The 22,478-nt window shown below is 71.0% G+C and carries 24 protein-coding genes and 1 tRNA gene; 22 read left to right on the top strand and 3 right to left on the bottom strand.

Features of this window, described 5'->3' with window-relative positions; all coding sequences use genetic code 11:
* The first annotated feature begins 15 nt into the window (after positions 1-15).
* Positions 16-828, top strand: a complete 813-nt coding sequence (locus GGQ54_RS05565) for an ABC transporter ATP-binding protein (RefSeq protein ID WP_179444492.1) — start codon at positions 16-18, stop codon at positions 826-828.
* Positions 825-2,138, top strand: a complete 1,314-nt coding sequence (locus tag GGQ54_RS05560) for an FtsX-like permease family protein (RefSeq protein WP_179444491.1) — start codon at positions 825-827, stop codon at positions 2,136-2,138. The genes GGQ54_RS05565 and GGQ54_RS05560 overlap by 4 nt, the downstream gene beginning before the upstream one ends.
* A 26-nt stretch (positions 2,139-2,164) precedes the next feature.
* On the opposite strand, the gene GGQ54_RS05555 is transcribed toward GGQ54_RS05560, so the two are convergent.
* Positions 2,165-3,103, bottom strand: a complete 939-nt coding sequence (locus GGQ54_RS05555; RefSeq protein ID WP_179444490.1) for a TetR/AcrR family transcriptional regulator — start codon at positions 3,101-3,103, stop codon at positions 2,165-2,167.
* Positions 3,104-3,289: 186 nt separating this feature from the next.
* Here GGQ54_RS05555 and GGQ54_RS05550 point away from each other — a divergent pair, with 186 nt between their 5' ends.
* Genes GGQ54_RS05550 through GGQ54_RS05495 form a run of 12 tightly spaced genes read left to right on the top strand, consistent with a single transcriptional unit; the run spans position 3,290 to position 14,516 of the window.
* Positions 3,290-4,201, top strand: coding sequence for an ATP-binding cassette domain-containing protein (locus GGQ54_RS05550; protein WP_179444489.1), 912 nt, complete (start codon positions 3,290-3,292; stop codon positions 4,199-4,201).
* Positions 4,198-5,028: an ABC transporter permease gene (locus tag GGQ54_RS05545; RefSeq protein ID WP_179444488.1), complete on the top strand. Its 831-nt coding sequence runs from the start codon at positions 4,198-4,200 to the stop codon at positions 5,026-5,028. Before GGQ54_RS05550 ends, GGQ54_RS05545 begins: the two co-directional genes overlap by 4 nt.
* A complete protein-coding gene (locus tag GGQ54_RS05540; RefSeq protein ID WP_179444487.1) occupies positions 5,028-5,609 on the top strand; it encodes a class I SAM-dependent methyltransferase in 582 nt (193 codons plus the stop codon). The genes GGQ54_RS05545 and GGQ54_RS05540 overlap by 1 nt, the downstream gene beginning before the upstream one ends.
* 10 nt (positions 5,610-5,619) lie before the next feature.
* Positions 5,620-6,693, top strand: coding sequence for a LacI family DNA-binding transcriptional regulator (locus tag GGQ54_RS05535; protein ID WP_179444486.1), 1,074 nt, complete (start codon positions 5,620-5,622; stop codon positions 6,691-6,693).
* Positions 6,694-6,714: 21 nt separating this feature from the next.
* Positions 6,715-7,164, top strand: coding sequence for an FAS1-like dehydratase domain-containing protein (locus tag GGQ54_RS05530; protein ID WP_179444485.1), 450 nt, complete (start codon positions 6,715-6,717; stop codon positions 7,162-7,164).
* Positions 7,161-7,568: a MaoC/PaaZ C-terminal domain-containing protein gene (locus tag GGQ54_RS05525; RefSeq protein ID WP_179444484.1), complete on the top strand. Its 408-nt coding sequence runs from the start codon at positions 7,161-7,163 to the stop codon at positions 7,566-7,568. Before GGQ54_RS05530 ends, GGQ54_RS05525 begins: the two co-directional genes overlap by 4 nt.
* On the top strand, positions 7,561-8,583 hold the full coding sequence (locus tag GGQ54_RS05520) for a UDP-N-acetylmuramate dehydrogenase (protein ID WP_179444483.1): 1,023 nt from the start codon (positions 7,561-7,563) through the stop codon (positions 8,581-8,583). Before GGQ54_RS05525 ends, GGQ54_RS05520 begins: the two co-directional genes overlap by 8 nt.
* Before the next feature lie 20 nt (positions 8,584-8,603).
* Entirely contained in the window at positions 8,604-10,382 is a 1,779-nt protein-coding gene (gene treZ, locus GGQ54_RS05515; RefSeq protein WP_179444482.1) for a malto-oligosyltrehalose trehalohydrolase, read from the top strand.
* Between the two features lie 10 nt (positions 10,383-10,392).
* Complete coding sequence (locus GGQ54_RS05510) at positions 10,393-11,559, top strand: sensor histidine kinase (protein WP_179444481.1); 1,167 nt, start codon at positions 10,393-10,395, stop codon at positions 11,557-11,559.
* Entirely contained in the window at positions 11,552-12,262 is a 711-nt protein-coding gene (locus GGQ54_RS05505) for a response regulator (protein ID WP_179444480.1), read from the top strand. The genes GGQ54_RS05510 and GGQ54_RS05505 overlap by 8 nt, the downstream gene beginning before the upstream one ends.
* Positions 12,259-13,059, top strand: a complete 801-nt coding sequence (locus GGQ54_RS05500; protein ID WP_218843718.1) for an ATP-binding cassette domain-containing protein — start codon at positions 12,259-12,261, stop codon at positions 13,057-13,059. The genes GGQ54_RS05505 and GGQ54_RS05500 overlap by 4 nt, the downstream gene beginning before the upstream one ends.
* Positions 13,056-14,516, top strand: a complete 1,461-nt coding sequence (locus GGQ54_RS05495; RefSeq protein WP_179444479.1) for a hypothetical protein — start codon at positions 13,056-13,058, stop codon at positions 14,514-14,516. The genes GGQ54_RS05500 and GGQ54_RS05495 overlap by 4 nt, the downstream gene beginning before the upstream one ends.
* On the opposite strand, the gene GGQ54_RS05490 is transcribed toward GGQ54_RS05495, so the two are convergent.
* The gene (locus GGQ54_RS05490; protein ID WP_179444478.1) at positions 14,517-16,004 is read right to left on the bottom strand and encodes a long-chain-fatty-acid--CoA ligase; all 1,488 of its coding nucleotides are present in this window, start codon (positions 16,002-16,004) and stop codon (positions 14,517-14,519) included.
* A gap of 65 nt (positions 16,005-16,069) precedes the next feature.
* Here GGQ54_RS05490 and GGQ54_RS05485 point away from each other — a divergent pair, with 65 nt between their 5' ends.
* From GGQ54_RS05485 to GGQ54_RS05450, 8 genes are all read left to right on the top strand, one after another.
* Positions 16,070-17,323 (top strand): aspartate aminotransferase type Ic, encoded by a 1,254-nt coding sequence (locus GGQ54_RS05485; protein ID WP_179444477.1) that lies wholly within the window; start codon positions 16,070-16,072, stop codon positions 17,321-17,323.
* Between the two features lie 109 nt (positions 17,324-17,432).
* Positions 17,433-17,505: transfer RNA gene (locus tag GGQ54_RS05480), tRNA-Trp, on the top strand.
* A gap of 94 nt (positions 17,506-17,599) precedes the next feature.
* Complete coding sequence (secE, locus tag GGQ54_RS05475; protein ID WP_343045861.1) at positions 17,600-18,013, top strand: preprotein translocase subunit SecE; 414 nt, start codon at positions 17,600-17,602, stop codon at positions 18,011-18,013.
* Positions 18,013-18,921 (top strand): transcription termination/antitermination protein NusG, encoded by a 909-nt coding sequence (gene nusG / locus GGQ54_RS05470; RefSeq protein ID WP_179444476.1) that lies wholly within the window; start codon positions 18,013-18,015, stop codon positions 18,919-18,921. The genes secE and nusG overlap by 1 nt, the downstream gene beginning before the upstream one ends.
* A 94-nt stretch (positions 18,922-19,015) precedes the next feature.
* Positions 19,016-19,444, top strand: coding sequence for a 50S ribosomal protein L11 (rplK, locus tag GGQ54_RS05465; RefSeq protein WP_179444475.1), 429 nt, complete (start codon positions 19,016-19,018; stop codon positions 19,442-19,444).
* Between the two features lie 106 nt (positions 19,445-19,550).
* Positions 19,551-20,255 carry a 50S ribosomal protein L1 gene (rplA, locus tag GGQ54_RS05460; protein ID WP_179444474.1) on the top strand — a complete coding sequence of 235 codons (705 nt, stop codon included), beginning with the start codon at positions 19,551-19,553 and terminating at the stop codon, positions 20,253-20,255.
* Between the two features lie 212 nt (positions 20,256-20,467).
* Positions 20,468-21,019, top strand: coding sequence for a DinB family protein (locus tag GGQ54_RS05455; protein ID WP_343045860.1), 552 nt, complete (start codon positions 20,468-20,470; stop codon positions 21,017-21,019).
* 70 nt (positions 21,020-21,089) lie between these two features.
* On the top strand, positions 21,090-21,251 hold the full coding sequence (locus GGQ54_RS05450) for a hypothetical protein (protein WP_179444472.1): 162 nt from the start codon (positions 21,090-21,092) through the stop codon (positions 21,249-21,251).
* Between the two features lie 32 nt (positions 21,252-21,283).
* On the opposite strand, the gene GGQ54_RS05445 is transcribed toward GGQ54_RS05450, so the two are convergent.
* A complete protein-coding gene (locus GGQ54_RS05445) occupies positions 21,284-22,372 on the bottom strand; it encodes a mechanosensitive ion channel domain-containing protein (protein WP_218843716.1) in 1,089 nt (362 codons plus the stop codon).
* Positions 22,373-22,478 lie beyond the last annotated feature (106 nt).

Here is a 22,478-nt window from a genome sequence, read left to right as displayed (position 1 = left end):
AGAAACGGGCCATCCATGAACGACACCAACCGCCGAGGTCCCGCGCCGCGGCGATCGGCTTCCAGTCAGCCGGGCGCGCCCGCGCTCCGGTTGCGCGGGCTCGCCTGCGCCTATCCGGGTGACGCGGGTCCCGTGCACGCACTGCGCGGCATCGACCTCACGATCGCGCGCGGCTCCTTCACCGCGATCATGGGCCCGTCCGGCTCGGGCAAGACCACGTTGCTGCACTGTTCCGCAGGGCTCCAGTCGCCGACCGGCGGCCGGGTCGAACTGGCCGGCCAGGTGCTCGGTGGCCTGGACCAGACCCGGCTCGCCGAGCTACGCCGTCGCGAGCTCGGATTCGTGTTCCAGTCATTCAACCTGCTGCCCGCGCTGACCGCCGCCGAGAACGTCGAGCTGCCGCTGCGTCTGGACGGACGCCGCCCCGATCGCCGGGCAACCGTCGAGCTGCTCGACCGGGTCGGCCTCGGTCAGCGAGCCCGGCACCGGCCGAACCAGCTTTCGGGAGGTCAACGGCAACGGGTGGCGATCGCCCGCGCGCTGATCACCGAACCGTCGATCGTCTTCGCCGACGAACCGACCGGCGCGCTGGACCTGCACAGCGCGCGCGAGGTGCTGGGCCTGCTCCGCAGCCTGGCCGATGCCGGCCAGACCATCGTCATGGTCACCCACGATCCGTCGGCCGCCGGCAGCTCCGATGAGGTGCTGTTCCTCGCCGACGGGCGGCTCGTCGATCGCGTCGGCGAGCCGTCTGCGCGCGCCGTGGCCGCGCGGATGGCGGTGCTGATCGAGAACGCCGAACGCGAAGCAGCCGAGGCGGGACGATGATCAGCGTCGCGCTGCAGTCGGCGGCGTACCACCGGCGTTCGTTGCTGGCCACCGGCCTGGTCGGCCTCGTCGGTACCGCGCTCGTGGCAGGCATGGCCGGCATCCTGGCGAGCGGTCTGGCGCCCGGCGCGAACGATGCCGATCGGCCGTTCCTCACCCAGTTCCCGGCGATCATGGGCAGTTGGATCCTGGCGATCGTGGTGTTCGCAGTGGTCTCCACGGTGGGGGTCGCGCTCGACGGGCGTACCGAAGAGATCGGCGGGATGCGCCTGATCGGTGCCACTCCGGGGCAGGTCCGCCGGATGGTCGCGCTGGAGACCGCGGCGGTCGCCCTGGCCGCGGCGCTGCCCGGCGTGGCGGTGAGCTATCTGGTCGGCTGGGTGATCGTCGCGCAGGTCCGCGATGTCGGGCTGATCCACCCGGAATCTGCGTATCGTCCCGGCCTGGGCTGGCCGGTCCTCGCCGCGGGGCTGATCGTGCTCGCCAGCATCGCGGGCGGGTATCTCGGCGCGCGTACGCTGGCCGCGCGGAGCCCTGTCGAGGCCGCCGGTCCGAGCGATCGTGCGTCCCGCTCGGGCCGGGTACGCCGAATCGTGGCGGCGGCATTGATCATGATCGGCCTGATCTCCTCGGCAAGCTCGCTGGCGATGCCCGCATCCAGTGTCTATGCCACCGCGGCAACCGGGCCGGGCTGTGTGCTGGTTGCCGTCGGTCTGTGCCTGTTGGCCCGCGAGCTGGTTGGGCTCGCGGAGCGCGTGCTGCGATTGCTGCCGACGGGTCGTTCGGCGAGCTGGCACCTGGCACGGATCAACCTGCGCACCGTGCCGGATCGGATCCGACCGGCGGTCACATTCCTGACGCTGTTTCTCGGGGTGTCCACGGGAATCCTCACCATGCAAGGGATCGAGAATGCCGCGAACGGAGGCGCCGGCGGGATCGGCGTGGTGATGGCATCGATCAACTACCTGGTTGTCGTGTTGATCGCCGCGTTCATGGCGATCGCGTTGGCCAACAATCTGATCGCCGCGATCAACGGGCGACGTGGCGAGCTTGCGACCATGTCATCGGTCGGCGCGACCGAGCCGCAGGTGCGGGCCATGCTCCTTTGTGAGACGTTGGTTGGCCTCGCCGTGGCGACCCTGGCCAGCACGCTCGGCGCCGTGGTGGCGGTGATCCCGTTCGCGATCGCGAAACTGGGTGATGTCCGGGCCGCGGCCGCCCCGGGGCCCTACCTGTTGATGATCGCGATCGGCGCAGCGCTGACGGTGGGGGTCACGGTGTTCGCCGAGCGGGCTGCGGTGAGCAGATGATGATCATGGTCGATCGGGAGGCGGGCTCACCCCCGCCCGGATCGGGCGGCCTTTGCCGATGCCTTGGCGAACTCCTTCGCTGCGGTGTACTCGACGTGCTTCGCGGCCTCGATCCGGGAGGCCTCGTTGACCCGTTCGGTCGCCCGCTTGCGCAGGGCGACGGCCTCGCGCCATTCGCGTTCGGCAACGGCCGCCGCGGCGTCCGGGGTGAGCGGCGCAGGGGTGGCCGGGGGACCGGTCCGGGCCTGCGTTTCGAGCCGGTCGAAGAAGGAATCGAGCTCGGTCCGGAGATTGTCCGGGTCGCCCAGCTCGGTGCAGCCGTCGAAGTAGCTGCCGTCGGCGATCGACGGGTGCAGGTCGGGAAAGCGTTCGGCGGTCGCCACTTCCCGGATCGCCTCCACGGCCATCGGGTCGAGATTGGTGCTCGGGTCGCGGCGCGCCAACTCCTGGCTGACCGACTCGGTCGCCAGCACCGACAGCCGGGTGATCACGTCGAGCTTGGCGGCGAGCGGCAGGTCGAGCGTACGCATCGCGCGCAGGCCGTTGTCGGTCATCCGCATCATGTTGGGCAGCGCGAGCTGGTTCACGCCGGCGCCACTGGCGTACAGCTCGAAGAGCCACGGGTGCGCGTGCAGCGTCGCCCGCACCGCGTCCATCCAGTCGCGCAGCCCGGCGCGCCAGTCGGTGGCGTCGATCACCGCGTCGGCGGCCTGGGCGTTCGCCCGGTCGAGCATCAAAATCTGCAGGTCGTCCTTGCTGGAGACGTAGCGGTAGAGCGCCATTGTGGTGAAGCCGAATGACTTCGCCACCCGCTGCATCGTCAACGCCGCGAGTCCTTCGGCGTTCGCGATCTCGATCGCCGCATCGACGATGCTCTCGTGGCTCAGCTCGCGCTTCGGCCCGCGGCTGGGCGAGGTCTCCATCCCCCAGGCGATCGCCAGCGCCCGCGGCAGCTCATCCGTCATGCGGGTCACTGTATGCCAGACATACTGCTTTCCCCACATACTGCTTGCAGGGCACACAGTTTCGTGCCACGCTGTGTGCGGACAAAACAGTTTATTCAGTACGCAGAAATCGTGTCGTCAGTTATCGCCCCCTCGGCGAGGCCGCAGGCGGCGATAACTGACGACACAAATGGAGGGAGAGGGGCAATGGACGGCACGATCGAAACCCACGGGCTCGCCAAGAGCTTCGGCGCCAACCGGGTGCTGGACGACCTGACGCTACGCATCGACGGTGGCGTGTTCGCGCTGCTCGGCCGCAACGGAGCGGGCAAGACCACGCTGGTCAGCATCCTGACCACGCTGATCCGCGCCGATGCGGGCACCGCGCGGGTGGCGGGTCACGATGTCGCCCGCGACCGCCGCCGGCTGCGCGCGGCGATCAGCACCACGGGACAGTTCGCCGCGATCGACGAACTGCTCACCGGTCGGGAGAATCTGGTGCTCTTCGGCCGGCTGCGGGGGCTGCCCGCCGCCGTCGCTCGTCGCCGCGCCGCCGAACTGCTCGACCAGTTCGGGCTCGCCGACGCGGCCGGCCGGGCCGCGAACACCTATTCCGGCGGGATGAAGCGTCGCCTCGACCTGGCCGCCAGCATGATCACCAGGCCCGCCGTGCTGTTCCTCGATGAGCCGACCACCGGGCTCGATCTGGAGAGCCGGCAACAGGTCTGGCGCGATGTCCTCGCGCTCGCCGCCGACGGCACGACGATCTTCCTGACCACGCAGTACCTCGAGGAGGCCGAGGCGCTGGCCGACCGGATCGCGATCCTCGACGGCGGCCGGATCGTCGCCGACGGCACCGCGAGCCGGCTCAAGGCGATCGTCGGCGGCGAATCCCTCGCCCTGGTGCTGCCCACGGGTGAGGTGTTGCACGAGGCTCCGACGGACGGTACGCCGGACGCGGTCGCCGCCGCCCTGCGCCAACTTCCCCCGCATGACCCGGCCGCCCGCCTCGAGCTGCGCCAGCCCACCCTCGACGACGTCTTCCTCGCCCTCACCGCGCGCCAGCGCGCCGATCGCCCTGCCGATCGGCCCGAGATGATCACCGGAGGTGCCCGATGAGCACGGACCAACTCACCCGACGCGACCACACCCGAGGCGACCACACCGCGCGCGACCTCACCGCGCGGGGTGTCTCGCCGCTGCACTCAGGGGCGATCTTTGCCGGGCGCAGCCTGCGCCACAGCCTGCGCGACGGCGAGGGCATCGTGATGGCGATCGTCCTGCCGCTCACGCTGATGTTGATGTTCACCTACATCTTCGGCGGGGCGATCCTCGGTCCCGGCTATCTCGACTACGTCGTGCCCGGGGTGCTGGTGCTGTGCGCCACCCAAGGCGCAGCCTCCGTCGCCGCGGCGGTCAGCCGCGATCTGTCCACCGGTGTGATGAATCGCTTCCGGACCCTGCCGATCGCCTCGGCCACCGCGCTCGTCGGACACGTGGCGGCGAGCATGGTGCGCAATCTGATCGGTTCCTCCGTCGTCCTCGGCGTGGCGCTGCTGCTCGGCTACCGACCGACCGGGGGAGCGCTGTCGCTGCTCGCCGCACTCGGCCTGATGATGATCTACATCCTGACCATCACCACGATCATGGCCACCATCGGCCTGATCTCCGGATCGCCGGAGAACGCTGCCGGCTACGGCTTCTTGTTCTTCATCCTGCCCTACGTCTCCAGCGGCTTCGTGCCGGTGCAGACGATGCCCGGCTGGCTGCAGGTCTTCGCCGCCAATCAGCCCTACACGCTCGTCATCGAGACCCTGCGCGGCTTCCTGCAGGGTACGCCGGTCTCGCCGGGCGTCGGGATCGGCGCGCTCGCCTGGTGCGTCGGGCTGATCATCGCCTGCGGCGCCTTGTGCGGCTGGCTGTTCCCGCGCAAGATCACCCGCTGATGATCAACGAGGGGCTGGCGGGTTTCGAACGCGATCGCGACCGGGCCGTCGCGGCGCTGCGCGGCCGGGTGCTCGAGCTCGGCGCCGGGCGCGGCGCCAACTTCGCCCGGCTGGCGCCGGGCATCGCCTGGATCGGGCTGGAGCCGAACCGCCGCCTGCGCGATCGACTTGCCGTCCGCGCCCGCGCCAGCGGCCATCCGGCCGCGCCGCTCGCCGCGCGCGCCGAGGCCGTTCCGCTGCCCGACGCGAGCGTCGATGCCGTGCTCGCCACGACCGTCCTGTGCAGCGTGGACGAGGTGGCGCGCGCCCTCGCCGAGGCGTACCGCGTCCTGCGCCCGGGCGGGCGGGTGGTGCTCGCCGAACACGGCGCCGCGCCGCGCGGCACTGCGGCGCGGACGCTCCAGCGCCTGCTCCGACCCGCGACCCGCCTGCTCGACCACGGCTGCGACCCGCTGCGCGATCCCGAGGCGGCGGTCGCGGCGAGCCCGCTGCGGCTGGACCGGGTCGCCCGCCACGCGATCACCCCGCTGCTGGGCGTCGAGCTGCCGCTGCTGGTGATCGAGGCGAGCCGGCGCGGGTAGCATCCGCGACATGAGCCAGGTCGACCAGGCCGCCCGGCGCCCGACCCTCAAGCAGGTCGCGGCGCGGGCCGGCGTCGCGGTGTCCACCGCGTCGCTGGTGTTCAGCGGCCGTGGACCGGTCTCGGACGAGATGGCCGCCAGGGTCCGGATCGCCGCGGCCGAACTCGACTATGCGGGCCCCGATCCCATCGCCCGATCGCTGCGCCGGGGCCGGGCCGGCGTGGTCGGCGTGATCGGCGAGGGCACGCTGATGCAGGCGCTGCGCGATCCGTACGCGCTCGGCCTGTTGGACGGGATCATGACCGGCCTGGACAACACCTCGACCGGGTTGTTGCTGATCGCGCAGTCCGGCAGCGATCCGGAGGCGGCGATCGACCAGATTGCCGGCACCGCGCTGGATGCCGTCGCGTTCCCGCTCTGCGGCCCGCGGAGCAATCCGGTCGTCGAACACCTGGCGGGTCGCGGCGTACCGATGGTCGGCACCGGCGCACCCGAGGACGACCGGGTCGTCCAACTGACCGTCGACAACCGCGCCGCGCAGGCGGAGGTGGCCGCCCACGTCCGCGACCTCGGCCACACCCGCGTCGCGCACATCGCGATGCCGCTGAACGTGGCGGAGTACGCGGTGGGTACGCCGCGGCCGTTCGGGCCGGCGGAGGTGACCTGCTCCGACTTCCCCGACGCCCAGCAGCGGGTGCGCGGCTTTCGCGACGTCTTTCCCGACGGGCCGATGATCACGGCCCCGGTCTCCATCGAGGGTGGCCAGGCTGCCGCGCGCGCCCTGCTGGCGGCCGACCCGCGCCCGACCGCGATCATCACCCAGGCCGACACGCTGGCCGCCGGCGTGATCCGGGCGGCGGAGGATCTCGGCCTGCGCGTACCCGACGATCTCAGCGTCACCGGCTTCGACGGGGTCGACCTGCCGTGGCTGCCGGTCACCCTGACCACGATCGACCAGGGCGGTCAGGCGCAGGGCCGGCGACTGGCCGAGATGATGCTCGCGCTGGCCCGGGGCGAGAAACTCGCCGATGAGCCGGCCCCCTACCGCCTGCTGATCGGCAACAGCACCACCGCCCCGCGCTGAGCGGGCCGGTACCGTGGCGCCATGATCTCAGCCGAGCACGTGGGCCGCAGCTATCCGCCCGGCGACCCGACCCCGGTCAGCGCCGGCCGGATTGCCGCCTTCGCCGACGCCATCGGCGACCCCGACCCCGCCTATCGCGGTGCCGATGCCGCCGCGCCGCCGACCTTCGTGATGAGCGTGGCCGCCGACGCCTGGCAGGCGATGTTCGACGATCCCGAGCTCGGGCTCTCCCTCGCCCGCACCGTGCATGCCGATCAACGCTTCCACTGGTCGCGGCCGCTGCGCGCCGGCGACACCATCGCCCCGCAACTGACGATCACCAGCGTGCGCACCCGCGGCGCGACCGAGACCATCGGCATCCGCGTGGTGATCTCCACCGTCGCCGTCGAGGGCGGTCCGGCCGAGCCGGCCGGCGAGGAGATCTGCACCGCGGAGTCGACCTTCGTGCACAACCGCGAGGCCGCCGCATGACCGCCCTCGCCGAGGGCCAGCGGATCGGCCCGCTGACGGTGCCCGTCACCCGGACCACGCTGGTCCGCTACGCCGGCGCCTCCGGCGACTTCAACCCGATCCACCACTCCGATCATGCGGCGCGCGAGCTCGGCCTCGACGGCGTGATCGCCCACGGCATGCTGACCCTGGCGATCGCCATGCGCGCCGTCACCGATGCCGTCGGCGGCCCGGGCCGGGTGGTGGGCCAGTACGCCCGGTTCCGCAAGCCGGTGCCCGTGCCGGACGACGGCGTCGGCGTCGAGCTCGTGGTCACCGGCGAGGTCGCCGAGATCGCCGACGGCATCGCGACGATCAGGCTCGAGGTGATGTGCGGCGAGGAGAAGGTGCTCGGCCAGGCCAGCGCGCAGGTGCGCGTTGACTGATCTCGCCGAGCTGACCACGCTGCGGGTCGGCGGCCCCGCCCGCGAGTTGGCGACCGCCCGCAGCGCCGACGAACTCGTCGCGTTGATCACCGAGGCCGACGAGCAGGGTACGCCGGTGCTGCTGATCGGCGGCGGGTCGAACCTGCTGATCGCCGATGCCGGCTTCGACGGCCGGGTGATCGTGATCGCGAACCGCAGGATCGACTCCGATGTCGATTCCTGCTCCGGCGCGATGATCACCGCGCAGGCCGGTGAGCCATGGGACGCATTCGTCGCGCACACCCTTGAGCACGGCTGGGCCGGGTTGGAGGCGCTCTCCGGTATCCCGGGGCTGGTCGGCGCGACGCCGATCCAGAACGTCGGCGCCTACGGGGCGGAGGTCGCCCAGACCATCGCCCGGGTGCGCACGTGGGATCGCGCCGAGCGACGGATCGTCACCTTCGCCGGAGCCGACTGCGGCTTCTCCTACCGGCACAGCAGGTTCAAGGGGAATCCGGACCGGTTCGTGGTCCTCGACGTCACGTTCCAGTTGCCGATCGGCGATCTCTCCGCACCGGTCCGCTATGCGGAGCTGGCCCGGCGCCTGGGCGTCGAGCAGGGCGAACGGGCGCCGGCGACGCGGGTGCGCGAGGCCGTGCTCGCGCTGCGCCGCGGCAAGGGCATGGTGCTCGATGCCGATGATCACGACACCTGGAGCGCCGGCTCGTTCTTCACCAATCCGATCATCGACGCCGCCGCGGCCGACGCGCTGCCGGCCGACGCGCCGCGCTTTCCCCAGCCGGACGGGCGGGTGAAGACCAGCGCGGCCTGGCTGATCGACCATGCCGGCTTCGACAAGGGCCACGGCACCGGCGCCGCCCGCCTGTCCGGCAAGCACGTGCTCGCCCTGACCAACCGGGGCGACGCGCGCGCCGTCGACCTGCTCGCGCTGGCCCGCGAGATCCGCGACGGCGTACGCGAGCGCTGGGGCATCACCCTCGTCAACGAACCCGTGATCATCGGCGATCAACTCTGACCCACCGTCTGGGAGGCATCGTGATCAGCTTCGACGTCTGGGCGCCACGCCCGCAGCGCCTCACCCTGCTCGCCGACGGGCGCCGGTTTCCCATGCGGCGCGAGGATTCCGGCTGGTGGCGACCCGTCGACCTGGACCCGGAGCTGCTCCGGGCGGGCGTCGACTACGGCTATCTGCTCGACGACGAGGAGACCCCGCTGCCGGATCCCCGCAGCCGGCGACAGCCGAACGGCGTGCACGGCCTGTCGCAGACCGTCGACCCGACCGCCTTCGACTGGACCGATCACGCCTGGACCGGTCGCCAGCTCGCCGGCTCGGTGATCTATGAGCTGCACATCGGGACCTTCACCCCCGAGGGGACGCTGGATGCCGCCATCGGCAGGCTTGATCACCTGGTCGCACTCGGCGTCGATCTTGTGGAGCCCCTACCGGTGAACGCGTTCAACGGCGAGCACGGCTGGGGCTACGACGGGGTCGACTGGTACGCCGTGCACGAGCCCTACGGCGGGCCGGAGGCGTACCGCCGCTTCGTCGATGCCTGCCACGCCCGGGGCCTCGGCGTGGTGCAGGACGCCGTTTACAACCACCTCGGGCCGAGCGGCAACTACCTGCCCCGGTTCGGCCCCTATCTGCTGGAGGGCGCCGAGACGCCGTGGGGAACCCAGATCAACCTCGACGGGCCGGACTCCGACGAGGTACGCCGCTACCTGATCGACAACGCGCTCGCCTGGTTCGCCGACTTCCATGTCGACGCGCTGCGCCTCGACGCGGTGCACGCGCTGGTGGATCATCGCGCGACCCACGTGCTGGAGCAGCTTGCGGCCGAGACCGCCGCCCTGTCGGCGCACCTGCGCCGCCCGCTGAGCCTGATCGCCGAATCCGATGCCAACGACCCGCGGATGATCACGCCGCGCGAGGCCGGCGGCCTGGGCATGACCGGGCAGTGGAGCGACGACTTCCATCACGCGCTGCTGACCAACCTGACCGGCGATGTCAGCGGCTATTTCGCCGACTTCGCCGGCCCGGCCGCGCTCGCGCGGGTGATCGAGCGCGGTTTCTACCACGACGGCGGCTGGTCGAGCTTCCGGCGGCGCCACCACGGCCGCCCGCTCGATCCCGAGCAGACCCCGGCCTGGCGGCTGGTGGTCTGCTCGGCCAACCATGATCAGGTCGGCAACCGGGCCGCGGGCGACCGCCCCCGCGCGCGGCTCGACCAGGGCCAGTTGGTGATCGCCGCGGCGCTGGTGCTGCTGGGCAACCAGACGCCGATGATCTTCGCCGGGGAGGAGTGGGGGGCCTCGACGCCGTTCGCGTACTTCACCTCCCACCCCGAGCCGGAGCTCGGCGAGGCGGTCAGCCGCGGCCGCAAGGGCGAGTTCGCAGCGATGGGCTGGAACCTCGACGACATCCCCGACCCGCAGGATCCCGCCACGTTCACCCGGTCCAAGCTGGACTGGTCAGAACCCGACGCGGGCGAGTACGCCGAGCTGCTCACGGCGTACCGGCAACTGATCGGGATCCGCCGCGCCCATGCCGCGATCACCGATCCTCGGCTGGCCTCGGCCCTGGTCGACTTCGACGCCGACGCCGGGTGGTTCGCGGTACGCCGCGGCCCGATCACCCTGGTGGTCAATCTCGCCGACCGCGAGACCCGGGCCCCGGTGACGGGCGAGCCGATCTTCAGTCACGGCGAGGTCCGGGGCGAGGGCGCGGAGACGGTGCTCGGCGCCCACGCGACCCTCGTGCTCGGTGGAGATCTCCTCCCACGGCAGGAGGAGACGCCCGCCGCCGAGGCCTAGGCTGCGGCTCATGACCTGGCGCCGGATCCCGCTCGGCGACTGGCTGCTCGCGGCGGCAGCGGCGGCGATGGCCGCGGTCGCCGGCAGCTTCGTCGTGGAGTTCGGCCCAGCGCCGGAATATCTCGCCTACCTCGCCATTCACCTCGGCCTGGTCGCCGCGCTGCTGTTCCGCCGGGCGGCCGTGCTGCCGGCATTCGTCGCGACCTACGGCCTGCTCGCCGCGCTGGCCGTGCTGATCCGGGTCGGTCGGACCAATCTCGGCGTCACGCCCCTGCTCTTCGCCGCGCCGCTGGCGTTGTATGCCGTCACCCGATGGGCCCCCGACCGCCGGTGGGGTGTCGCGGGCCTGCTCCTCGGGATCGCCGGGTCGTTCGTCAGCCCGATCAGCGAACTGGGGGGCGGTTCCCTCGTCGTCGCCCTGCACGTCCTGGTGATGGTCGCGGTCTACCTGTGGGCGAGCCAGCAGCGCGGTATCGCCGATCGGCACCGCCGGGAGCTGGCCGAACAGGAGCGTCGCCACGCCGAGCGCGCCGCGCAGGCCGCCCGCGACGAGCGTGCCCTGATCGCGCGCGAGGTGCACGACGTGGTCGCGCACAGCCTGGCCGTCGTCCAGGTCCAGGCCGCGACCTCGCTCGCGATCGGCGATCCCGATCGCCTGCGCGGCGCGATGGGTGACATCCGGCAGGTCAGCTCGGCCGCGCTGGACGAGGTACGCGATCTGGTCGGCGTGCTGAGAGTCGGCGACCAGGCGTCGCCGACCGGGGACCTGACCCGGATTCCCGGGCTGGTCGCGGCAGCCGGCAATGCGGCCCGGCTGGAGGTGCGGTTGCCGGACCCCGATCGGCTCCGGGGCTGGCAGGACGCGTGGCCCGCGCTCGCCCGGCTGACCGTCCTGCGGATCGTCCAGGAGGGGTTGGCGAATCTGATCAAGCACGGCGGCTCCCGACCGACCGGGCGGGTGCTGGTCGAGCTGACCGACGACCGGGCCGCGCCGCGCTGCCACATCATGATCAGCAACGAGCTGGACGCCGGGCCCGGCACCGGGCGGGCGCCGGGGTACGGGCTGATCGGGTTGCGCGAGCGGGTCGCCCTGGTCGTCGGCAGCATCGAGGCCGGCGCCCAGGACGGCCGATTCGTCCTCTCGGCATGGATACCCGTGGGGACCTCCGATGCCTGAGCTGCCGACGTCACCGATCACCGTCGGCGTCGTGGATGATCAGCCGTTGCTGGTCTCCGCGTTCGTCGCACTGATCGACAACCAGCCCGACCTGCACGTGGTCGGCACGGCCGCGGACGGGGAACAGGCCGTCACGCTGGCCGCCCGGGCGCGGCCGGACGTGTTGTTGATGGACCTGCGGATGCCCGTGTTGGACGGGGTGGAGGCGACCCGGCGGATCGCGCGAGCGGCGCCGCGGCCGCGCATCCTGGTGCTGACCACGTTCAACGTCGACGAGCTGGTCACCGGCGCGATCGGTGCCGGCGCGCGGGGTTTCCTGCTCAAGGATGCCGACCCCGGAGTCGTCCTGGACGGCATCCGCGCGGTGCACCGCGGCGAGGCCGTCCTCGACCCGGCCGTCACCGGCCACGTCGTGGCCGCCCTGCAGCAGGCCCCGCCGCCGGCCGCCGCCGAGCTGGCCGGCCGGCTGACCGCCCGCGAGACCGAGGTCCTCGCGCTCGTCGCGCGCGGCGCGAGCAATGCCGAGATCGCCGCGGAGCTGTTCATCGCCGAGACCACCGTGAAGACCCACATCGGCAACCTGCTGCTCAAGCTCGCTGCCCGCGACCGGGTAGCGCTGGTCGTGCTCGCCCACACGATGGGCCTGGCCCGGCCGGGGACGCTGCCGAGCCTTCCCCGAGACGGCGATCCTCCCTCGGCATGAGCCGACCCGGAGCGGGTGTCGCCCCGTTCCTTCCCCGGCAGGAGGTACGCCGCCGCACCGCGCGCCACGCTGGCGGCATGGACATCACCTCCCCATCGGCGCCGGTGATCGAGTGTCGCGGGCTGATCAAGAGCTATGCCGGTCAGCGTGTGCTCGACGGCCTCGATCTGTGCGTACCCTCCGGCCGCGTCTACACGCTGCTCGGCCGCAACGGCGCCGGCAAGTCGACCACCTTCAAGATCATGTTGGGCCTGATCGAACCCGATGCGGGGCAGGTACGCCTGCTCGGCCAGCCCTGGCGGCGCGAACTGCTCGACCGGGTGGGCGCGTCGGTCGACGGGCCCGCCTTCTATCCGCAGCTCAGTGCCGGTGAGAACCTGCTCGTGCATGCGCGGCTGCTCGGACTGGGCCGCGAGCGGAGCGCGGAGGTGCTGGCTGCGGTCGGCCTCGCCGGGGTGGGACGCAAGCCGGCCCGCAGTTTCTCGACCGGCATGAAGGCCCGGCTGGCACTGGCCATCGCGCTGCTCGCCGACCCGCCGGTGCTGATGCTGGACGAGCCGCAGAACGGTCTCGACCCCGAGGGGATCATCGAGTTGCGCGAGCTGATCCGACGACTGGCGGCGGGTGGCCGGACGGTGTTGATCTCCAGCCACCAACTCGGCGAGATCGCCCAGCTCACCGACGACATCGGCGTCCTGGTCGGCGGCAGGTTGGCCTATCAGGGCACGCTGCGTGACTTCGCCCCGGGCGGCGACGTCGAGGCCGCCTATCTCGAGCCGACGGGGGCCGCGCGATGAGCCAACTGCTCCGCGCGCTCGCCGCCGAGCGGCTGCGCTCCCGGCGTACCGTGATCGCCCGGTTGGGCCTGGCGGGCCTGGTGATCTGCACGCTGCAGGGTGCGGGCTGGTGGCTGGTCTCCGTTCGCGACGCGACCGGCTGGGACCAGTTGCTGGCCTGGCAGGTGATCTATGTCACCGCGCTGGCCGCGCCGCTGGTCGCGCTGGTCGCCGCGCTCGCCGTGCGCCGGGACCGGGCCGCCCGGTTCGGCGCGACGAGCTGGCGTCCCGTGCAACGGCCGACGCTTCGGCTTGCCCGCGCCCTGTGGATCGCGGGACAGCTCCTCGTGTTCAACCTGGCGATCACGCTGCCGGTGCTGGTGATCGGGTCCGTCGCGGGTCTCGGCGCCCCACCGGTTGATCGGATCCTCTGGTTGGTCATGATCAGTTGGTCGGGCGCCCTGCCGGTGCTCGGCCTGGCGTTGCTGGCCGCCGAGCGGATCGGCCTCTTCGGCACCCTCGGCCTCGCGGTCGTCTGGCAGATCGCGGGCACCGTGTTGTCCGAGAGCGGGGCCTGGTTTGCCCAGCCGTGGACCTGGGCGGTGCGGGCGGCGCTCCCGGTGCTCGGGATACACGCCAACGGGGTGGCCGCGCAGTCCGGTGATCTTGTGCTGGGGTTGGCGAGCTGGCCGCCCGCGTTGCTCGCCGCGATCGCGGGCATCGCGCTGATCGCGGCCGCGGCGTTCGCGCCGGAGCCCCGAGGACGGATCCGCCCCGGCGCGGCGACCCGCCCGGGGGTGACGCCGCCCGAACTCGCACCCTCCGAGCTCGCGGGCGCCGCAGGGTCCGTCCGCCGCGGCCACCCGGCACCGGTGGCGGCAGCCTGGGTGAGCCTGCGCCGGACCGCCCTGGTCTGGGCACTGGTGCCGGCCGGCGCGGGCCTGGTCGCGGTGTACCTGCTCTGGCAGGACGCGGGGGTGCGCGGGGCGTTTGGGCTGTTGGTGGTGCCGGTGGCTGCCGCGACGGCGAGCTGGCTGGTGGTCGCCGGACAGGCCGATGCGCTGCGGGTGGTGCTGACGCGATGTTCGGCCACGGCCTGGTGCGGCGCCATCGCGGTGCTGTTGGTCCTGTGCTGGTTGCCGCTGGTTGCGGCGGCGGGGGTGCTGTCGGCGCGGCCGGGCGTCGCGCTGGCGGGTCTGGTGGTCGGGATCGCCGGGCTGTTCGCGAACCTCTGGTTGGGCACGCGGTTCGGCCCCGGGGTGGCGATCGGGATCAGTGTCGTCGGCGTGGTGTTCGGATTGCTGTTCGGAGGCAGCACGCTTGCGGAGGGGTGGGCCTGGTTGCTGGGGCCCGCGGCGTGGGCGTACTCGGGTGCGACGCCGGAACGGCTGGCCGTGGTCGTGCCGGTCGCGCTGGCCGCCGCGGCAGCGGGCTTCTGGCTGTGGGCCAGGGCGGTGCGTACCGCGGCGGCGAGCTGATCAGGCCTCGTCGATGGTGATCTCGCGCTTGAGGATCTTGCCGGTCGGACCCTTCGGCAGCCCGCCGAAGCGGATGATCCGCGGGTACTTGTACGCCGCGATCCGCTCCTTGACGTAGTCGCGCAGCTCGTCCTCCGACGCGCTCGCACCTTCGCGCAGGGTGACCACCGCGGCGATCTCCTCGCCGTGGGTCGGGTGCGGTACGCCGAGCACCGCCGCCTCGGCGACGGCCGGGTGGGTGTAGAGCACCTCCTCGACCTCGCGCGGGTACACGTTGTAGCCGTTGCGGAGGATCATGTCCTTCTTGCGGTCGACGATGAAGTAGAAGCCCTCGGAGTCGCGGCGGGCGAGGTCGCCGCTGTGGAACCAACCGTCGCGGATCGCCTCGGCGGTGGCCTCGGGGTTCTTCCAGTAGCCGCGCATCACGTTCTCGCCGCGGATCGCGATCTCGCCGATCTCGCCCTCGGCCACCTCGACATCGTCGTCGTCGACCAGGCGCATCTCGACACCGCGGATCGCCTGACCGATCGAGCCGGCCTTCGCCGGCCGGTCGGGATGGTTGAACGAGGCCACCGGCGAGGTCTCCGACAGCCCGTAACCCTCCAACAGCTTGAAGCCGAACACGCGCTGGACCTCCGCCAGCGTCTCGACCGGGATGGCCGCGCCGCCGGAGATCGCCACCCGTACCGACGAGACGTCGTGGTTGCCGGCGCTCTGCGCGGCGATCAGGCCCATGTACATCGTCGGCACGCCCTCGAAGATCGTCACCTTGTCCTCGGCGATGATCTTCAGCGCACCCGCGGCGTCGAACTTCGGCATCAGCGTGAGGCAGGCGCCGAACGCGATCGCGCAGTTCATGGCGCAGGTCTGGCCGAAGACGTGGAACAGCGGCAGGCCGCCGAACAACACGTCGTCGGGCGAGATCTCCAGCAGCGTCTCGCCGCAGGTGACGACATTGCTGCGCAGGTTCTCGTGGGTGAGCTCGGCGCCCTTGGGTTGGCCCGTGGTGCCGGAGGTGTAGAGCAGCACCGCGGTGTCCTCGCCGGCGCGCTCGGTGAGCTCGGCGACGGGTTCCTGGCCGGCGACCAGTTGGTCGAACTCGCCCGGCCGGACGACGATCACGTCGACGCCGGTCGCGTTCGCGGCCTTGATCGCCTCCTCGGCGAACATCTCCAGCACGAACGCGACGCGCGGCTCGGCGTCGTTCCACAGGTACTCGATCTCGCCGGCCTTCAGCAGCGGGTTCTGGGGCAGCACGGTTGCGCCGAGCCAGAGTGCTGCGAAGTAGGTGATCGGGAAGTACGCCACGTTCGGCATGATCAGCGCGACGCGGTCGCCCGGGCCGACGCCGCGGTCGGCGAGCAGCCGCGCGCAGCGCTGCACGGCGGCCTGCAGCACCCCGTAGCTGAGCACCAGCTCGCCCTGCTTGATGGCCGGCGCCTCGGGCCGGGCGGAGGCCTGTTCGGACACCCATGTCGCGATGTTCATGGCCCGCAGCTTAGCGAGCGATAAGCCCGGGCGGGAGCCCCGCGCGCCGCGATAGCATCGCGGCCATGCCACGACTGTCGGAGCTGTCGGAGAACGAGCGCGCGGAGTTTCGCGCCGAGCAGGAGCGGGCGTACGCCGCGCTGCAGCAGGCCGGGCTGAAGCTCGACCTGACGCGTGGCAAGCCGGCCGCGACGCAGCTCGACCTGTCCAACGAACTGCTGGAACTGCCCGGTGGCAAGGGCATCGCCGACGATGGCACCGATACCCGCAACTACGGCGGCCAGCTCGGCCTGACCGAGCTGCGGGCGATCTTCGCCGAGCTGCTCGGGGTGGAGCTGGACCAGGTGATCGCCCAGGACAACTCCAGCCTGTCGCTGATGCACGACCTGATCGCGTACGCGATGTTGCACGGCATCGGCGGCGGCCAGCGCTGGGCCGAGCAGAAGATCAAGTTCATCTGCCCGGTGCCGGGCTATGACCGGCACTTCGGGATCTGCCAGCACCTCGGCATCGAGATGGTCCCGGTCGAGCTGGGTCCCCACGGGCCGGACGTCGAGGCGGTCCGCGAACTGGCGGCCGACCCCGCGGTCAAGGGGATCTGGGTCGTCCCGATGTATGCCAACCCGTCCGGCGCGATCTATGACGAGCAGACCACCCGGGCGCTGCTCGCGATGCCCGCCGCCGACGACTTCCGGATCTTCTGGGACAACGCGTATGCCTTCCACCACCTGACCGCCGAGGAGTACGCCCCGCTCGACGTGCTCGGGATGGCCGCGGAGGCCGGCAACCCCGACCGGGTCTACCAGTTCGCGTCCACCTCCAAGATCACCTTCGCCGGCGGCGGCGTCTCCTTCCTGGCGTCGTCGAAGGCCAACCTCGACGAGTACGTCGGGCACGCCAAGTTCCGTTCGATCGGCCCGGACAAGGTGAACCACCTGCGGCACGTGCGGTTCTTCGGCGACGCCGAGGGTGTACGCCGGCTGATGCGCGAGCACCGCGACCAGCTCGCGCCGAAGTTCGATCTGGTCGGCCAGGTGCTGACCGAGCGGCTCGGGCCGCACGGGGTCGGGGAGTGGGAGGCGCCGGACGGCGGCTACTTCGTGAATCTGGCGGTGCCGGACGGGACGGCGACCCGGGTGGTCGAGCTGGCCAAGCAGGCGGGCATCGCGCTGACGCCGGCCGGGGCGGCGTACCCCCATGGCAACGATCCGCGCGACCGGCACATCCGGATCGCGCCGACCTTCCCGCCGCTGCCGGAGCTGGAGCAGGCCATCAACGGCCTGGCCACCTGTGTGCTGCTGGCCGCCGCGGAGAGCTGAGGGCAGCGACGGCGTACCGGTTCGACTTCGGTCGCGCCGACCACGTACACTGCCGTACTTGGTGGGAGCACCATCGTCCGGCCTGCCCGGGCGGCGGAGCCCGCACCGGACGGGAATAGCTCAATTGGCAGAGCATCGGTCTCCAAAACCGAAGGTTGGGGGTTCAAGTCCCTCTTCCCGTGCGGACCCTCCGGCCCGGCGGCAGGCCCCTCCGAAAGGAGGCGGATCCTGACTGTCCGGGCCGGAGGCATGAGACGGCGAAGCAAAGGAAATCAGGTGGCAGACGACAAGCGGGAGGATCCGGACCAGACGCCGGACACCGACGCTGACGTTGCGGACCCCGAATCCGCGCCCGAGGGTGAGAGCGAGGCCCGCGGCGGGACTGCGGTGCGCACGCGCGCCACGATGCCCAAGCGTCGCAGTGCGCCCGACGCCGACGACGATTCCGACGGCAAGGCCCTCACCCGGAAGTCGAAGTCCAGGTCCAAGGACAAGGACGGCCCCGAGCGGATCGGCCCGATCCGCTTCATCCAGCAGTGCGTCGCCGAGTTGCGCAAGGTCGTCTGGCCGAGTGGCAGCCAGTGGCAGCAGTACTTCGTGGTGGTGCTGATCTTCGTCGTCTTCATGATCACCGTGACCAGCCTGCTCGACCTCGGGTACGGGACCTTGCTGTTGAGGTTGTTCGGCTGATGAGCGACAACGAAAGGGAAGCAGTGGCCGACGAGCTCGATCCGCAGACGAATACCGACGAGCAGGCGAGCGCCGAGCCCGAGATCGATCTCGGCGCACCGGCCGAGCCCGCCGACGACGACCCCGCCGACGACGACATCGAGATCGACCTCGGGCCGGTCAGCGATTCCGACTCCGGCGACACCGGGATCGACCTCGGCGCCCCGGACGATTCGGGCGAGGACGACGGCGTCGAGATCGACCTCAGCGTCGACGAGCCGGAGGACTCCGAGGACGAGGATGCCGAGGACGACGACGCCGCGGAGAAGGCGCTCGCCGAGCTTCGCGAGGAGCTGTCGTCCAAGATCGGCGACTGGTACGTGGTGCACACCTACTCCGGGATGGAGAACCGGGTGCTGCAGAACCTCGAGAACCGCGTCACCTCGCTGAACATGGAGGACTTCATCTTCGAGGTGCGGGTCCCGACCGAAGAGGTCACCGAGATCCGCAACGGCGCCAAGAAGACGGTGAAGCGGACCGTGCTGCCCGGCTATGTGCTGGTACGCATGGATCTGACCGACGAGTCCTGGGCCGCCGTGCGGCACACGCCGTCGGTGACCGGTTTCGTCGGCCACGCCACTTCGCCGGTGCCGTTGAGCATCGACGAGGTGGAGAAGATGCTCGCCCCGTCGGTGATTGCCGCGGCCACCGCGACCTCCGACGGCAAGCAGAAGAAGTCGAAGAAGAAGGTCGAGGTCGCCGACTACGCCGAGGGCGATTCGGTGATGGTCGTCGACGGGCCGTTCGCCGGCGTCCATGCCACGATCACCGAGATCAATGCCAACAGCCAGCGGCTGAAGGCCCTGGTCGAGATCCTCGGCCGGGAGACCCCGGTCGACCTGACGTTCGCCCAGATCCAGAAGGTCTGAGCGGAATACCGATAGACCTGCCGGGCGTTGTCCGGCACGGCCCGGCCCACATGCCGGGCAACCAGTAGAGAAGAAATCAACAAGGAACCCGAACATGCCTCCGAAGAAGAAAGTCGCGGCGCTGGTCAAGGTCGCGCTGAACGCGGGCCAGGCCACGCCGGCCCCGCCGGTGGGTACCGCTCTCGGCCCGCACGGCGTCAACATCATGGAGTTCTGCAAGGCGTACAACGCGCAGACCGAGAACATGCGTGGGCAGGTGATCCCGGTCGAGATCACCATCTATGAGGACCGCACCTTCACCTTCATCACGAAGGCCCCGCCGGCCGCCGAGCTGATCAAGAAGGCCGCTGGTCTGTCCAAGGGCTCGTCGGTCCCGCACAAGGAGAAGGTCGGCAAGCTGACCCGCGACCAGGTCCGTGAGATCGCCACCACCAAGCTCCCGGATCTGAACGCCAACGACATCGACGGCGCCATGAAGATCGTCGAGGGCACCGCCCGCTCCATGGGTGTGACGATCGACTGAACTGAAAGTCGAGTGCAGTGCGGCCGCGCAGCGGCCGGACGAACAATCACGTGGGAGGGGTAGCGCTACCTCGGACCACGATCTGGATCATCGGAAGGAACCAGACATGACCAAGCGCAGCAAGGCCTACCGGGCCGCCGAGGAGAAGATGGGCCGCGACGAGCTGCTCACGCCCACGGCCGCGGTGGCACAGGTGAAGGACAACGCGTCGGCGAAGTTCGACGAGACCGTGGATGTGGCCATGCGTCTCGGCGTCGACCCGCGGAAGGCGGACCAGATGGTCCGCGGCACGGTCAACCTGCCGCACGGCACCGGCAAGACGGCGCGGGTTCTCGTCTTCGCCACCGGTGACAAGGCCGCCGCGGCCGAGGCCGCCGGCGCCGACGAGGTCGGCTCGGACGAGCTGGTCGCGAAGGTGGCCGACGGTTACCTCGACTTCGACGCCGTCGTCGCCACCCCGGACATGATGGGCAAGATCGGCCGCCTGGGCCGGGTGCTCGGCCCGCGTGGCCTGATGCCGAACCCGAAGACCGGCACGGTGACCATGGACGTCGCCAAGGCCGTCTCCGACATCAAGGGCGGCAAGATCGAGTTCCGCGTCGACCGGCACGCGAACCTGCACTTCATCATCGGCAAGTCCTCGTTCACCCCCGAGCAGTTGGAGGGGAACTACTTCGCCGCGCTGGAGGAGGTGCTGCGGCTCAAGCCGTCGGCATCGAAGGGCCGCTACATCAAGAAGATCACCGTCTCCTCGACGATGGGCCCCGGCGTCCAGGTGGACCCGTCGCGGACCAAGCCCGAGGGCGAGTGAGCTGACTCCACGCCTCGGAGGTACGCCCCGAGGCCGGCAACGGGCCCGGTCGCAGCAGCCGCTGCGACCGGGCCCGTTTCGTCTGCCCCTGCTGTTCGTGTCGTCAGTTATCGCCGCCTGCGCGCTCGCGCAGGCGGCGATAACTGACGACACGAATGGGTGGCGGGTGCTCCGGGGCCGGGGCCGGTGGCGGGAGGTGCGATGCTGGCCTCGTGACCGAGCCTGCCCCGCTGACCGAGTCGACCTCGCTGATCGAGCCGCCGACGACCGCGGACGAGCTGGCCACCCTGCGCGGTTTCCTGGACTTCTACCGCGCGGTCATCCGCCGCAAGGTCGAGGGGCTCGACCGCGAGGCGCTGGCCGCCCGGCTCGGGCCCTCCGACCTGACCCTCGGCGGGCTGATCAAGCACCTCACGCTGGTCGAGAACGGCTGGCTCGGGCAGCGGCTGACCGGCGAGCCGCCGATGGCGCCGTTCGACGATGCACCCTGGGACGACGACCCGGACTGGGAGTTCCACAGCGCGGCCGATGATGATCCGGGTCAGCTTCTCGTCTGGTACGACCAGTCCGTCCACAGTGCGGATCGCACTCTCGATCGCGCGCTGACCGAGGGCGGCCTGGACCTGGTCGTCCGCGCCCGGCCGAAGGACGAGGGGCCGATCAGCCTGCGTTGGGTGCTGGTGCACCTGATCGAGGAGTACGCCCGGCATGCGGGTCATGCCGATCTGCTCCGGGAGTCGATCGACGGCGCGACCGGCGACTGAGCGTTGGAGGGCAATCGGGAACATGGGCGAGGACGAGTCCCAGTTGATGAAGCCAGATAGCCGCAGTGACGTGGGACGACCCTTGCGGCTGTTCCTCATCGCCGTCGTGGTCGTCCTCGTGCTGGGGGCCTTGTTCTTGGCATCGGGACTCACGCAGGTCGAGGACTGCGTGGACGGCCCGGCGATGGGCGAATGCACGCGCTACTGGCGGTGGTTCCCGCCGTGGCGCTGACGACTCCGCACCACCGCGCGACCGGGGACTGATCACCAGCCTTCGGCGGCGGCGAGCTCGGCCTCGCGCGGGGTCTCCGGGTCGATCGCGCGTACCCGCTGCACCGGCAGCGCCTCCGGATGGGCGGTCCGCAGCCAGGTGATCATCGCCTCGCGTACCGCACAACGCAGGTCGAAGATCTTGTCGGTGCCGTCGGCGCTGACCAGGATCCGTACCCGGACGCGCCCGTCGACGGCCTCCGTGACGACCAGCGACGCGGTCCGGCCGTCCCACAGGTCACTGCGCGCGACCACGGCCTGCAACTCGGCGCGCATGTCGTCCAGCGGGACGCGCCAGTCCAGATCCAGCTCGACCGTGCCCATGATCTGCGAACTGCGGCGGCTCCAGTTCGCGAACGGCGTCGAGGTGAAGTAGGTCGACGGCAGCACCAGCCGCCGGTCGTCCCAGATGTGCACGACCACGTAGGTCAGGGTGATCTCCTCGATCGATCCCCACTCGTCCTCCACGACCACCACATCGTCGACGCGGATGGCGTCGCTGAATGCGAGCTGCATCCCCGCGAACACGTTGCCCAGCACGGATTGCGCCGCCAGGCCGGCGATCACCGAGGCGAGCCCGGCGGAGGCGAGCAGGCTCGTCCCGACGGCCCGCGCGCCCGGGAACGTGAACAAGGTGGCGCCGATGGCGAGGATCACCACCACCGCGATCGCCACCCGGGTCAGCAGGATCACCTGGGTACGCATCCGCCGGTTGTGTCCGTTGCCGTCCTCGGTGTGCACGAGGCGCCGTGCCAGCACGTCCCCGGCGGCAGAGATCACCCGGATCACCAGCCAGGCTCCCGCGGCGATGCAGGCGATGGCGAGCGTCCGCTCGACCACCGGGGCGTTGTCACCGGCGTACCCGACCACGCCCGTCGTGCCGGCCGCGATGCTCCCCGCGACGAGCGCGGCAAACACGCCGGCCGGGGTACGCAGCCGGCCACGCAGCGCGTGCCGGATGTTGGGTTGACGGCTGAAGATCTTGACGGCGGCAGCGGTCACCAGCGCAACGATCACGGCCGCCACGGCGGCCACCAGCAGTGTGATCGACAGCGGCAACAACAGCGTGATCAGTAAATCCACGGACAAGGCCCTGTTCGACGCGGCGGCGGACAACGGTCAGGGAGCCCCAGGGGCTCGCACGGCCGACCGTATGTGGGCGGGTCGCCGATATCGAGACCATGTGGGC

Source organism: Naumannella cuiyingiana (genome assembly GCF_013408305.1).
In the GTDB taxonomy this organism is placed as follows: Bacteria; Actinomycetota; Actinomycetes; order Propionibacteriales; family Propionibacteriaceae; genus Naumannella; species Naumannella cuiyingiana.
Note: the sequence above shows the minus strand (reverse complement) of the source record. Positions and strands in the feature narration are given on the sequence as shown.

What these genes read in the sequence shown, in the direction of transcription:
- GGQ54_RS05525 (WP_179444484.1), top strand. Translation starts at nt 7,161, where the DNA reads ATGACCGCCCTCGCCGAGGGCCAGCGGATCGGCCCGCTGACGGTGCCC.
- GGQ54_RS05490 (WP_179444478.1), bottom strand. Translation starts at nt 16,004, where the DNA reads ATGAACATCGCGACATGGGTGTCCGAACAGGCCTCCGCCCGGCCCGAG.
- GGQ54_RS05495 (WP_179444479.1), top strand. Translation starts at nt 13,056, where the DNA reads ATGAGCCAACTGCTCCGCGCGCTCGCCGCCGAGCGGCTGCGCTCCCGG.
- nusG (WP_179444476.1), top strand. Translation starts at nt 18,013, where the DNA reads ATGAGCGACAACGAAAGGGAAGCAGTGGCCGACGAGCTCGATCCGCAG.
- GGQ54_RS05530 (WP_179444485.1), top strand. Translation starts at nt 6,715, where the DNA reads ATGATCTCAGCCGAGCACGTGGGCCGCAGCTATCCGCCCGGCGACCCG.
- GGQ54_RS05500 (WP_218843718.1), top strand. Translation starts at nt 12,259, where the DNA reads ATGAGCCGACCCGGAGCGGGTGTCGCCCCGTTCCTTCCCCGGCAGGAG.
- GGQ54_RS05555 (WP_179444490.1), bottom strand. Translation starts at nt 3,103, where the DNA reads ATGACGGATGAGCTGCCGCGGGCGCTGGCGATCGCCTGGGGGATGGAG.
- GGQ54_RS05505 (WP_179444480.1), top strand. Translation starts at nt 11,552, where the DNA reads ATGCCTGAGCTGCCGACGTCACCGATCACCGTCGGCGTCGTGGATGAT.
- GGQ54_RS05550 (WP_179444489.1), top strand. Translation starts at nt 3,290, where the DNA reads ATGGACGGCACGATCGAAACCCACGGGCTCGCCAAGAGCTTCGGCGCC.
- GGQ54_RS05560 (WP_179444491.1), top strand. Translation starts at nt 825, where the DNA reads ATGATCAGCGTCGCGCTGCAGTCGGCGGCGTACCACCGGCGTTCGTTG.
- rplA (WP_179444474.1), top strand. Translation starts at nt 19,551, where the DNA reads ATGACCAAGCGCAGCAAGGCCTACCGGGCCGCCGAGGAGAAGATGGGC.
- GGQ54_RS05510 (WP_179444481.1), top strand. Translation starts at nt 10,393, where the DNA reads ATGACCTGGCGCCGGATCCCGCTCGGCGACTGGCTGCTCGCGGCGGCA.
- GGQ54_RS05535 (WP_179444486.1), top strand. Translation starts at nt 5,620, where the DNA reads ATGAGCCAGGTCGACCAGGCCGCCCGGCGCCCGACCCTCAAGCAGGTC.
- rplK (WP_179444475.1), top strand. Translation starts at nt 19,016, where the DNA reads ATGCCTCCGAAGAAGAAAGTCGCGGCGCTGGTCAAGGTCGCGCTGAAC.
- GGQ54_RS05565 (WP_179444492.1), top strand. Translation starts at nt 16, where the DNA reads ATGAACGACACCAACCGCCGAGGTCCCGCGCCGCGGCGATCGGCTTCC.
- GGQ54_RS05540 (WP_179444487.1), top strand. Translation starts at nt 5,028, where the DNA reads ATGATCAACGAGGGGCTGGCGGGTTTCGAACGCGATCGCGACCGGGCC.
- GGQ54_RS05545 (WP_179444488.1), top strand. Translation starts at nt 4,198, where the DNA reads ATGAGCACGGACCAACTCACCCGACGCGACCACACCCGAGGCGACCAC.
- GGQ54_RS05485 (WP_179444477.1), top strand. Translation starts at nt 16,070, where the DNA reads ATGCCACGACTGTCGGAGCTGTCGGAGAACGAGCGCGCGGAGTTTCGC.